7 protein-coding genes are annotated in these 12,593 nt (G+C 72.6%); all 7 read right to left on the minus strand.

Annotated elements, in window-relative coordinates:
* Positions 1–158: 158 nt before the first annotated feature.
* Positions 159–1,469, minus strand: coding sequence for a M50 family metallopeptidase (locus tag TR48_RS35645; protein WP_042374734.1), 1,311 nt, complete (start codon positions 1,467–1,469; stop codon positions 159–161).
* Between the two features lie 75 nt (positions 1,470–1,544).
* Positions 1,545–2,777: a 1-deoxy-D-xylulose-5-phosphate reductoisomerase gene (gene dxr, locus TR48_RS35650; RefSeq protein ID WP_042374735.1), complete on the minus strand. Its 1,233-nt coding sequence runs from the start codon at positions 2,775–2,777 to the stop codon at positions 1,545–1,547.
* 193 nt (positions 2,778–2,970) lie between these two features.
* Complete coding sequence (locus TR48_RS35655) at positions 2,971–5,430, minus strand: S53 family peptidase (protein WP_161789968.1); 2,460 nt, start codon at positions 5,428–5,430, stop codon at positions 2,971–2,973.
* A 193-nt stretch (positions 5,431–5,623) separates the two neighbouring features.
* On the minus strand, positions 5,624–7,585 hold the full coding sequence (locus TR48_RS35660) for an acyl-CoA dehydrogenase family protein (protein WP_042374737.1): 1,962 nt from the start codon (positions 7,583–7,585) through the stop codon (positions 5,624–5,626).
* Positions 7,586–7,669: 84 nt separating this feature from the next.
* Positions 7,670–9,115 carry an aldehyde dehydrogenase family protein gene (locus tag TR48_RS35665; protein ID WP_042374743.1) on the minus strand — a complete coding sequence of 482 codons (1,446 nt, stop codon included), beginning with the start codon at positions 9,113–9,115 and terminating at the stop codon, positions 7,670–7,672.
* A 217-nt stretch (positions 9,116–9,332) separates the two neighbouring features.
* A complete protein-coding gene (locus TR48_RS35670; RefSeq protein ID WP_042374738.1) occupies positions 9,333–10,898 on the minus strand; it encodes a PucR family transcriptional regulator in 1,566 nt (521 codons plus the stop codon).
* 150 nt (positions 10,899–11,048) lie between these two features.
* The coding region (locus TR48_RS35675) for an ATP-binding protein (RefSeq protein WP_236652474.1) at positions 11,049–12,593 on the minus strand (1,545 nt) is incomplete at its 5' end.

Raw genomic sequence — 12,593 nt, forward strand, 5'->3', positions numbered from 1 at the left:
GCTTGCGTAATCCCCACAGTGAGGCGGTGGCTGCCGGGTCACTCCAGGCCAGCCGGGCGCGCTGCGTACCGGTCGGCGCACCCGACCCCCACGTTACCCGACGCGTCTGAACGCTCCGGTCAACGCCGGAGGAACACCCGAGGGCCGACGCCCCGGGGTCAGCCGAGCTGGACCGGGTTCACCACGTCGGCGATCATCACCAGCACGGTGAAGCAGAGGAAGATCCCGGCGACCACGTAGGCGACGGGCATCAGCTTGGCCACGTCGAACGGGCCGGGGTCCGGGCGCTTGACCAGGCGCGCGAACTGCCGGCGCAGGGCCTCCCAGAGCGCGCCCGCGATGTGGCCGCCGTCCAGCGGCAGCAGCGGCAGCATGTTGAGCAGGAAGAGCGAGAGGTTCAGCCCCGCCAGCAGCTGCAGCATGGTCGCGATCCGGGCGCTCGCCGGAGCGTGCATGGCCAGCACGTCGCCGCCGACCCGGGCCACGCCCACGACGCCGACGGGCGAGTCCAGCGACCGCTTCTTGCCCTCGAAGGCCGCGCCCCACAGGCCGGGGATCTTCGACGGCAGCGAGACGATCGAGGAGACGCCCTGCTTGGCGATGCCCGTCATCTTGTCCACGCTCGCGCCGAGGCCGAGCTGCGTGGTCGGCTGGATCGGCTGGATGCCGAGGAATCCGGCGTGGACGATCTGGGTGGTCGGGTTGCCGTTGGAGTCGAGCCCGTACAGGTCGTTCTTGGTCAGCGCCACCGGGACGGTGAAGGTCTGGGCGCCGCGCTTGACCCCGAGGGTGACCTGGTCGTCCGGATGCTTGCGGATCTCGTTCTGCAGCTGGTCGTAGCCGGTGATGGCGACGCCGTCGAAGGAGGTGATGGTGTCGCCGGCCTTCAGGCCAGCCTTGGCGGCCGGGCTCTCCGGGGCGCCCTTCGGGCAGGTGTCGCTCGTCGCCGCGCTCGAGTTGCTGGCGACGACGCACTGCGTGACGTAGGAGATGGTCGGCTGGGCCTGCGGCACGCCGAAGCCCATCAGCACGACCAGGAACAGCACCACGGCCAGGATCAGGTTCATGAAGGGGCCGAAGAACATGATGATGACCCGCTGCCACGGCTTGCGGGTGTAGAACAGCCGCGTCTCGTCGCCCGGCAGGATCTCCTCGTAGGACTGCTCGCGCGCGTCCTCGATCATGCTGCGCCAGGGGGACGTGGAGCGGGCGACGACCTTGCCGTCCGCGCCGGGCGGGAACATCCCGATCATGCGGATGTAGCCGCCGAGCGGGATGGCCTTGATGCCGTACTCGGTCTCGCCCCTCTTGCGCGACCAGATGGTCGGCCCGAAGCCGACCATGTACTGCGGCACCCGCACCTTGAAGATCTTGGCCCAGCTGAGGTGGCCCAGCTCGTGCCAGGCGATGGAGAAGAGCAGGCCGAACACGAAGATCACGATGCCCAGGATCGTCATCAGTGTCGTCATCGTGCCTCTGCTCCTCTTGGTTCCATGCCGGCCGCCGCTGCGGCCACCCCGACCAACATCATGCCCCGTCCGGAGTCACCCTGCGGCGATCTCCCGGGCACGGGTCCGCGCCCAGCCCTCCGCAGCCAGGACGTCCTCGACGGTCAACGAAGTTCCCTGAGCCGGGGCGCCGTGCTCGGAGACGACCTTCGCCACCGTATCCACGATCCCTGTGAACGCCAGCCTGCCCTGCAGGAACGCCTCGACGCACTCCTCGTTCGCGGCGTTGAACACGGCGGGCGCGGTGCCGCCCAGCTCCCCCACCTCGCGGGCCAGCCCGACCGACGGGAAGGCCTCGGTGTCCAGCGGGAAGAACTCCCAGGTCGCGGCCTTGGTCCAGTCGCACCCCGGCGCGGCGTCCGGAACCCGGTCCGGCCAGCCGAGGCCGAGCGAGATCGGCATCCGCATGTCCGGCGGGCTGGCCTGGGCCAGCGTCGAGCCGTCGGTGAACTCCACCATCGAGTGGACGACCGACTGCGGGTGGACGACGACCTCGATCCGCTCGAAGGGGATGTCGTAGAGCAGGTGCGCCTCGATGACCTCCAGGCCCTTGTTGACCAGGGTCGCCGAGTTGATCGTGACGACCGGCCCCATGGCCCAGGTCGGGTGCGCCAGCGCCTGCTCCTTGGTGACCCCGGCCAGCTTCTCGCGGCTCCAGCCGCGGAACGGACCCCCGCTGGCGGTGACCACCAGCTTGCGGACCTCGCGCCGGGAGCCGGCCATGAGCGCCTGGAACAGGGCGGCGTGCTCGGAGTCCACCGGCACGATCTGCCCCGGCTGGGCCAGGGCCTTCACCAGGGGACCGCCGACGATCAACGACTCCTTGTTGGCCAGGACCAGCACACGCCCGGCGCGCAGCGCGGCCAGCGTCGGGCGCAGGCCGATGGAGCCGGTGATGCCGTTCAGCACGGAGTGGCACTCCCTCGCCGCGAGCTCGGTCGCGGCGTCCGGGCCGGCCAGGATCTCGGGCAGCGCCGCGCCCTTCGGCGCGGCCGCGACGAGCGCCTCCCGCAGCGGCGCTGCCGCCTCGGGCTGCGCGACGGCGACGGCCTTCACCCCGAGCTTCAGCGCCTGCTCGGCCAGCAGCGCCACCCGCCCACCGGCGGCGGACAGGGCCACGACCCTGAAACGGCCGGGGTTGCGCAGCACGATGTCGATGGCCTGGGTCCCGATGGAGCCGGTCGATCCCAGGATCACCAGCTCCCGGGGGCCCTCGGGGTCGGCCACGACGGGCTCGAAGCGCAGTTGCGGGTCGGCGAGAAGTGTCATGGGCCCATTCTGTCCTGTCCCGTCAGGCGGCCGGGTCCCCGACCCCACGGGGCGGCCTGCCTGACGGGACGGCGCAGCACCTCCGCGCGGCGCCGCGGACGCGCCTGCCCCCGGCGCGGGAGGCGCCGGGGGCAGGCGCGGGAGGCGCCGGGGGCAGGCGCGGAAGGGTCGGTCGACGTCGTGACCGCGGGGTTCACTGACCGTTCGGGTGGTCCTTGAACCAGGTGATGAACGCCCCCGACGGGCTGCCGATGCCGGTGGTGTCGTCGTAGCCGTCCGTCGTCTTCAGGCTCGTGTCCTCGTCCTCACGGACCAGCACCGGGCCCTGGTCGCCGGTGAAGGCGAAGCTCGGCTCGTGGCCGCCGACCGGGTTCGGCTTGACGTCGTGGAAGCTCGACGAGTTGAACTGCCTGTAGAGGACCGGGTTGGCGAAGCCCAGCGCGGAGCCGGAGCTCTGGATCGCCAGCGCCTCCATCCCGCTGAACAGCGGGCACGCGAGGCTGGTGCCGCCGATGGTCTCGTCCTTCCAGACCCCGCCGCTCAGGCCGTAGGTGACACCGCCGCCGGTCTGCTGCGCGACCGCGTTGCCGACGGTCATGCCGACGTCCATGCCGGTCCACGAGTCCGCGTCCATCGCCACGTCGGGCAGCACCCGGTGGCGCTGGCCGTCCGGCTTGGCGAGCGCGTCAGGGACCACGCCGACCTGGTACGGCGGCTGCTGGAACATCTGGCTGACGCCGCCGCCGCCCGCACCGTCGAAGGTGCCCTGGGAGGACCAGCCGCCGCCGGTGGAGGGATAGTCCATCGCACCCCAGCCGGTCTCGAACTTGTAGTCGCCCGCGGCGTCCGTGCCCAGGGTGGTGCCGCCCACGCCGGTGGCCCACGGGTCGGACGCGGGGTAGCCGACCGAGGGGTTCGGCATCTTCTGCCGGTCGCCGGCGGTGAAGTCGCCGGAGTCGCCGGTGGAGAAGTTGAAGTTGATGCCCTCGACCGCGCCCTGCTGGAAGATCTGCTGGGCGGCCGCGATCGAGCTCTGGTCGGTGCCGAGCTCGGGGCCGCTCCAGGAGTTGGAGACGACGTCCGCCAGGTGGCCCGAGATGATCCGCTGGAAGGCCTGGAAGAAGTCGGCGTTGGTCTCCGACGGGGCGCCGAAGTAGACGATCTTCGCGTCCGGCGCCATCGCGTGGACGGCCTCGACGTCGAGCGTCTCCTCGCCCCACCAGCCTGCCGCGTCGGACGCGGTCGTCTTGCTCGGGTCGTAGAACTGCGGGACGTGCTGGGTGAACTGACCGGGCTTCAGCTGCGGCAGGCCCATCTCCGTGGACCAGCGGTTCACGTCCTGGACGATCGTCGGCGACGCGTAGGCGTCGACGACGGCCACCGTGACGCCCTGGCCCGTCATACCGCTGGCGGCCGCGCCGTAGGCGGTGCGCAGCTGCTTCGCGGTGTAGCCGCACAGCGGCTGCGACGACGGCCCGTCCGGGCCGTCCGGCAGCCCGGACGGGCGCTGGCCGTAGAAGCTGCTGCAGTTCGGGTTGTCGGCCGCGATGAACATGCTGCCGCGCCCGACGGGGCTGGAGGTGGTGAGACCGGTGACCGCCGAGACGTAGTCGCCCACGTTCTGGGGGTACTGCGGCTGAGTGGTCGGCGCGATGTCCACCCGGCCGTCGTGCTTGTACCGGTGGATCTGGACCTTCAGCGCATCCTCGACCTTCGCGATCGTGGTCGAGACCACGATCGACTCCGAGTCCTGGCTGACGATCTTCATGCCGTCCTGCTGCACCCACTCGCTGACCGCCTGCCCGGCGCCCTGGCCGGTGCTGAAGGTGGTGGAAAACGCTTGGGGGCTGAGGAACTTGTGGTAGTTCGGGTCGCCGGGCGTGCCGACCGCCTGCGCGTACTGCGCGAGGTTCTGCGGCTTCGCCTTGGCGAACCAGACCTGGCCGGTCACCACCGTCTTCGGGTTCGCCGGACCGATGTCGTCGGCGGGGTTGGCCCAGGACGGCGGGTTCCAGCTGTTGCCGCTGGCCGGCGCGGCCATGGTGCCGCCGCTGGCGGATTCGCTGCTGCCGCCCTTGCCGTTCTTGCCGCCGTGGGAGACGACCACGACGACCGTGACGACCACGGCCAGCGCGACGACCGCCGCGCCGAGGACCATCCCGCGCTTGCGCCGCGGCGCTCCGCCGGGACCGCCGGGTCCCCCCGGACCGAAGCCGCCCGGACCACCGGGCCCGCCTGGGCCGCCAGGGCCGCCCGGTCGGCCGGGGCCGCCGCCGAACGGCGGCTGCTGCGGCGGCCGGGGCTGCTGCGGATAACCACCCGGGGGCTGTGGCGCGCCGTACGGGTTGGGGCCCTGCGGCGGCCGCGGAGCGCCGTAGGGGTTCGGCCCCTGGGGCGGCTGGGGCCGCGGCGGCTGGGGCGCGCCGTACGGGTACGGATTCGGGCCCTGCGGCGGCCCCGGCTGGGGCGGCTGCTGCGGGTAGCCCGGCTGCTGCTGCGGCCTCGGAAAGCCGGGGGGCGGCTGCGGTGGGTAACCCTGGGGCGGCTGCGGTGGGTAGCCCTGGGGCGGCTGCGGGCCGCCGTACGGCGGCTGCGCCGGATTGCCGCCTCTCGGCGGCTGTTGCGGGTTCTGCCCGTACGGCGGGTAACTCACGCTGGACCTGCTCCTCGTCGTCGAAACACCGGGAGCCTTGCGCGCACACTGAAGCACCGGCGTGCGAGCCCCCGGTGGCAGCTCCTCTTCCCGCACGCCAGTGCGCATCGTAGTGGTGAGCGCGAGTCAGGTGTGTCAAGGGTGCATCAACGACAACGGATCTCCCCATCCGCGTGTCTCGTCCGTTACCCCGTCAACCCCCGATCGGACGGTGCACATTGGGGCGCTCCGCCGAGCCGGGCGCTGTCTCCGCGATCCACGCCCCCTCGCCGGACGGGTCCAGCACCCCCTCCTCCAACCAGCGGTAACGCCCCGTCATCACGCCCTTGGCCAGCCGCCGGTCGGCGGTGTCGGTGTTCTCCCAGAGCCGTCCGAACAGCTCCTCGGTGCGCAGCCGCGACTGGCGGCAGAACACGTCGGCGAGCTCGTAGGCCGCGCGCCCGGCGTCCGGCCCCTCGGTCGTGCGCAGCAACTCGGCCCGCACGCAGGCGGCGCTCATCGCGAACAGCTCCGCGCCGATGTCGACGATCCGCGCCAGGAAGCCCTGCTTGGTCTCCATGCGGCCCTGCCAGCGCGACATCCCGTAGAAGGTGGAGCGGGCCAGCTTCCGCGCCCCGCGCTCGACGTAGCGCAGGTGGGCGGAGAGGTCGGGGTAACCCGGCCGGTGGAACTCGCGGTAGGAGGTCGGCACCTGGCCCGGCCCTGTCACCAGCTTGGGCAGCCACGCGGCGTAGAACGCGCCCGCCTTGGCGGCGGCCCGGCCCTTGCGCCGCAGGTCCGCCTCCGGCTCGATCAGGTCACCGGCGACCTTGAGGTGGGCGTCCACGGCCTCGCGGGCGATGAGCAGATGCATGATCTCGGTGGAGCCCTCGAAGATCCGGTTGATCCGCATGTCGCGCAGCACCTGCTCGGCCGGGACCTCCCGCTCCCCGCGCGCGGCCAGCGAGGCCGCCGTCTCGTAGCCGCGCCCGCCGCGGATCTGCACCAGCTCGTCGGCGATCAGCCAGCCCATCTCGGAGCCGAAGAGCTTGGCGAGGGCGGCCTCGATGCGGATGTCGTTGCGGTCCTCGTCGGCCATCTGGCCGGCCAGCTCGACCACGGCCTCCAGTGCGAAGGTGGTCGCGGCGATGAAGGAGATCTTGCTCGAGACCGCCTCGTGCGCGGCGATCGACTTGCCCCACTGCTCGCGCTCGGCCGCCCACTCCCGGGCGATCTTCAGGCACCACTTGCCCGCCGCCACGCAGATCGCGGGCAGCGAGAGCCGCCCGGTGTTCAGCGTGGTCAGCGCGATCTTGAGGCCCTCCCCCTCGCGCCCGATCCGGTTCGCCGCGGGCACGCGGACGCCGTCGAAGCGGGTCACGCCGTTCTCGATACCGCGCAGGCCCATGAACGCGTTGCGGTTCTCCACCGTCAGGCCCGGCGAGTCGGCCTCCACGACGAAGGCGGTGATCCCGCCGCGATGCCCCTCGGACCTCGGCACCCGGGCCATGACCACGAGCAGGTCGGCGACGACGCCGTTGGTCGTCCACAGCTTCACGCCGGAAAGGACGTACTCCGAGCCGTCCTCGCTCGGCGTGGCGGTGGTCGCGAGCCGGGCCGGGTCGCTGCCCACGTCCGGCTCGGTCAGCAGGAAGGCGGTGATGTCGGTGGTCGCACAGCGCGGCAGGAACGCGCGCTTCTGCTCGGGCGTGCCGAACAGCTTCAGCGGCTGCGGCACGCCGATCGACTGGTGCGCGGAGACCAGCGCCGCGACGGCCGGACTGACGCTGCCGATCAGCGTCAGCGCCCGGTTGTAGTGCACCTGGGTGAGGCCGAGCCCGCCGTACTCGCGGTCGATCTTCATCCCGAAGACGCCCAGCTCCTGCAGCCCCTTGACCGCCTCGTCGGGGATCTGCGCGTCCCGCTCGATGACCGCGCCGTCGAGTTGCGTCTCGCAGAACTCGCGCAGCCGCGCGAGGAACTCCGCGCCCTCCAGCTCCGCCGCCTCGTCGGGCAGCGGATGCGGGTGGATCAGATCCAGACGGAAACGACCCAGGAACAGTTCCTTGGCGAAGCTGGGCTTGCGCCAGTCCTGTTCCCGGGCCTCTTCCGCGACGCGTCGCGCCTCGCGCTCGGTGACCTTGGGGGCGTCTGTCTGATGGGCGGAGCCGGACACGGGGCATCACCTCACGGTGGGATACCTGCCAGTATCTTCCGACCGTACGCTGAGTGCCACCATGGTCACCAGGGGTGAGACGTCCTACAGGGCCAGACCGGTGAGCACGAGCACGCGCTCGTAGGTGTAGTCGGCCATCGCGTAGGCGACGCCCTCGCGGCCCACGCCGGAGTCCTTCACGCCGCCGTAGGGCATCTGGTCGGCGCGGTAGGACGGCGCGTCGCCGATCACCACGCCGCCGACCTCCAGCTCGCGGTGGGCGCGGAAGGCCACCTGCACGTCGTGCGTGAACACGCCCGTCTGCAGGCCGAACTTCGAGTCGTTGACCGCCGCGAACGCCTCGTCCACCCCGTCGACCTTCTGCAGCGACAGGACCGGGCCGAAGACCTCCTCGGTCGCCAGCGTCACGCCGCCGGGCAGCTCGGCCACCACGGTCGGCGCGTAGCTCGCGCCCTCCCGCTTGCCGCCGGCGAGCAGCTTCGCACCCGCGTTCACGGCCTCGTCCACCCACGCCTCGACGCGCTTGGCGGCGTCCTCGCTGACCAGCGGGCCGACGTCGACGCTGTCGTCGGTCGGGTCACCGGTGACCTGCGCGCCGACCTTCTCGACGACCTTCTCGACCAGACGGTCGTAGATCGAGGCGTCGGCGATGACGCGCTGCACCGAGATGCAGGACTGACCGCCCTGGTAGTTGGCGAAGGTCGCGATGCGGGTCGCGGCCCAGTCCAGGTCCGCCTCGGAGTTCCAGTCGCCGAGCACGACCGCGGCGGCGTTGCCGCCCAGCTCCAGGGTCACGTGCTTGCGCGGCACCGAGTCGAGGATCGCGTAGCCGACCTTGTCCGAGCCGGTGAAGGAGATGACCGGCAGACGCGGGTCCTGCACCAGCGCCGGCATCCGGTCGTTCGGGACCGTCAGCACCGACCAGGAGCCGGCCGGCAGGTCGGTCTCGGCCAGGATCTCCCCCAGGACCAGCGCGGACACCGGGGTGGCCGGGGCCGGCTTGAGGATGATCGGCGCGCCGACGGCGATCGCCGGAGCGACCTTGTGCGCGACCAGGTTCAGCGGGAAGTTGAACGGCGCGATGCCGAGGACCACGCCGCGGTTGAAGCGACGCACGAAACCGAGGCGGCCGGTGCCGCCGGCGTCGGTGTCCAGACGCTGGCCCTCACCGCTGTTGAACCGCCGCGCCTCCTCCGAGGCCCACCGGAAGACGCTCACCGCGCGGGCGACCTCACCACGGGCCCACTTGATCGGCTTGCCGTTCTCGGCGGTGATCAGCTGCGCGATCTCCTCGGTCCGCTCCGCGAGGCGCTTCGCGACGTGGTCGAGGGCGGCGGCGCGCTGGTACGCGGGGGTGGCGGCGAACTCGTCCTTCACCGCGTAGGCAGCCGCGACGGCCTCCTCGACCTGCGCGTCACTGGCGATGCTCACCTTGGCGACAAGCCGGCCGTCATAGGGGTGGTGCACGTCGAGCGTCTCGGGGCCGGTCTCCTGCCGCCCCGCCAGCCAGAATGCGTAGGTGGTGGTCACCGCGGTCACCGGCCCTTCCGTCGTGAAATCCAGGACTTTTCAGTCCCCAACGGTAGGCGGGAGGGCAGGCGATCCGGATTGTCCGGAACGTACGAGACACGCCACCCAACTGGACACGATGGCACCTCAGGCCCTCGGTGGTCACTCACTCATCGGTGGTCACTCACTCATCGGTGGTCACTCACTCATGGGTGGTCACTCACTCATCGGTCGTCACTCACTCACCGGAGGCGCGAAGCGCCATCCACAGCTCCATCCGCACGTCCGCGTCGTCCAGCGTCCGCCCCAGCAGCTCCTCGACGCGCCGCATGCGGTACCGCAAGGTGTGCCGGTGCACGCCGAGATCCGCCGCCGCCGCGTCCCACTGGCCGTGGCGGGAGAGCCAGGCGCGCAGGCTCGCCTCCAGATCGCCGCGCGAGGTGCGGTCGTGCTCGCGCAGCGGCCGCAGCAGGCCCTCCGCGAACGCCTGCACGGCCTCCTCGCCCAGCAGCGGCAGCAGCGAGCCCGCGCCGACCTCCGCGTGGTCCACACTCCTGCGGCCACTGCGCAGCGCCACGGCCAGCGCGCGCTCCGCCTCCGCCGCCGCGGAACCCGCCGACTCCAGCGTCGTCGGCGAGGAGATCCCGATCGCGACCGTGTCCAGGTCCACCGCGAGATCCGTGCACGCCTGGTGCACCATTCCGCCGTCCACGGCCACCAGCACCAGCCGCTCGCCCTCGGGGGCCAGCAGCAGCGGCTCGCCGGAGCGCGCCGCGGCCTGCTCCGCGCGGTCGCCGAGCTCGGCCAGAGCGTTGCCCTCGGCCATCAGCACCCGGACGGGTCCCTGCGGCAGCCCGCCCAGCAGCGCGCCGGCGACCTCCTTGGCGATCACCGTCTCCCCGGCGAGGACGAGCCGCAGCAGTGCCGTCCGCATCCGGTCCTCGGCGCGGCGCAGGTCGCGCGAGCGTTCCAGGGTCAGCGTGAGCAGGGCGACGGCGGCGTTCACGACGTACCGCTCGCCGGAGGTCAGCCGGTCCTCGGTGCCGACGGCGAGGAAGCCCCGGGCGCGGCGGTCGGCGCCGAGCGACTGCAGCACCACGTAGTCCTGGGTGTCCGGGGTGTCCCCCTGCAGCGCCATGCTCGCGGGCGCGGACTGGCCGCGCAGCCGCTCCACCTCGGGGCGCAGCCGGCCGGCCCGTCGCGCCGCCCAGTCCGGCGCGGCGACGACGACCCCGCCGGTCGCGTCGTACAGCGCGGCCCAGCCGCCCAGCCGCGCTGCGAGTCGCGCGACGACGGCGGCCGTGCCGTCCTTGCCGAGCGCCGCGCGGGTCAGCTCCTCCTGCGCCTCGAAGCTCGTGCTGACCGCCTTGTACTGCTCGGCGGCGAGCGCGGCCGTGACGGCCTTGCTGATCGCGATGAACGGCGTCGGCTGCGGCACCTCCAGCAGCGGCAGGCTGCGTTCGGCCGCCGCCTCGATCAGCGTCTGCGGGACCTCGTCGTAGGTCAGCCCGACGCCGATGCCGAGCCCGGCGACGCCGGCGTCCGCGAGCCGGTGGACGTACTGGCGCAGCTTCTCCTTGCCCTTGCCGAGCTTCAGCCCCGTGGTGAGCAGCAGTTCGCCGCCCTCGAGGTACGGGACCGGATCGTCGAGCTCACTGGTGTGCACCCATCGCACCGGCCGCTCCAGCGCGGTCTCGCCCGCGCGGACGACGAGCCCGAGCCCCGGCATCGCGACCAGGGACGCCACCGTGACACTGCTGTGCCGCACCTCGTCGTCGGGGCGCGGGGGCTTCTCGTGAGACATGACACCTTCGACGGAGCGGGGGCGGCGGCGTGCCGCGTCCTTGCGGCACCCCGGGTCGGGCGTGGGGCTTGGACGGCGCGTCCAAGCCCCTTCCGTCGATTCTGCCTCAGCGGCGCAGCTACTCGCGCGTTGCGTCGCGGCTGCTCGCGCTCAGGGCAGGCGGACCAGCAGCGGCGGCACCTGCGTCCCGTCCACGGAGGTCAGCGAGACCACGGCGTGCCCCCGGGGCAGCACCTGGGCGAGGTCCGACGCCGACCAGCGGCGGCGTTCCACCTTCCGGGTGGTGACGCTCTCGGTCTGCGCCCGCTCCCCTTCCAGCAGGGCCCGCATCCCGCGGAAGGAGCGGCGGAGGATGCCCCCCGAGGTGTCCACGGCGCGCGTGACGTCCCGCTCGTCGACCCAGACCGTGCCCCAGGCCTCCTCGAACAGCCTGCCGTCCCACGGCGCCAGGCCGGGGAACGCCATTCGGCCGCCGACCGCGCCGAACAGCGGCGCCCGCAGCGACTCGGGAACGTCGACGAGCGTCCGCAGGCCCAGCACCGCGCCCCCGTTCGCGGACCGCAGACGCTGCAGACCGCGGACCGCGTGCGTGTCCACCGCCGACGACGCGTCGTCGACGACCAGACCGGCGAAGAGCGACCGGTCCGCGCGGCTCGCGGCCGCGTGCAGGAACTGGCCCACCACGAGCCGGCCCAGGATGCGTGCCGCCTCGGGGTGACTGTGGTCCGGCAGCGCGATCCGCACCCGCAGCGGATGGTCGAGCGCGCGCAGCGCGAACAGCGGCAGCGACTCCGCGTCACCCGCCGAGGCGTTGAAGCAGCGAGCGAAGACGGGACGGTCCAGCAGCGCGAGCCGGTCGGCGAGCAGCGCGCCGGGGTCGTCGGCGAGACCGTGCACGCGCTCGCGCTGGGCGAGCTCGTGCTGGTGGCGCTCCAGCGCCCCGCTCTCCCGCACCGCGGCGAGCAGCCCCGTCCACGCGCGCTCCTCGCCGCGCAGCAGCAGCACCAGCTCCCGCACGCCGGGCAGGCGGCCGTACCCGGCCTCGAACGGGCCGACGATCTGCTGCAGTGCGAGACGCGCCGCCTCGGTGCGCAGCACCAACTCGTCCGGCAGCAGGGCGTCGGCGAGCCGCGCCGCCGCCTCGTCCGCGTGCTGCGCGCCGCCGAACAGGTCCAGCCCGTACCGCGCACCCGGATCGCCGGGCCCGACCACGACGTCGTACCACGACGCCGGCCCCAGGTCGGCGTCGGCCGCGCCGACGACGACCACGACGGCGGTCCCCGTCAGCGCCTGCAGACACAGCGCCTCGGCGACGGGCCGCGTCAGCCGCGTCGTCTTCCCGCTCCCGGCCGGCCCGACGGCTAGCAGCGACGTCCCGAGCAGCAGCGGATCGAGCGCGACGTCCGCGCCCCGGTACCCGGCGGGGTTCTTCGGCACGTTCTCCACGGCCCCCAACCGCAGCTGACGCAGCAGCAGGTCGTTGGCCGGACTCCTCCCGGGGAGATCCCGCGTCCCCGACGGATGCGCACACGCGACCGCGCCGTACTCCCGCACCGCGTCCAGCAACGCCCCGAGGCGCGGGGGGTCGTGGCGCACGCACTCCAAGGCCCGCAGCAACCGCTGGTGATCCACATCCCCGACCCGCCCCTGCGCGGTCTCCGAATCCAGCAGCGCCAACCCCCCACCCCCCGCCAC

The organism is Streptacidiphilus neutrinimicus (genome assembly GCF_000787815.1).
In the GTDB taxonomy this organism is placed as follows: Bacteria; Actinomycetota; Actinomycetes; order Streptomycetales; family Streptomycetaceae; genus Streptacidiphilus; species Streptacidiphilus neutrinimicus.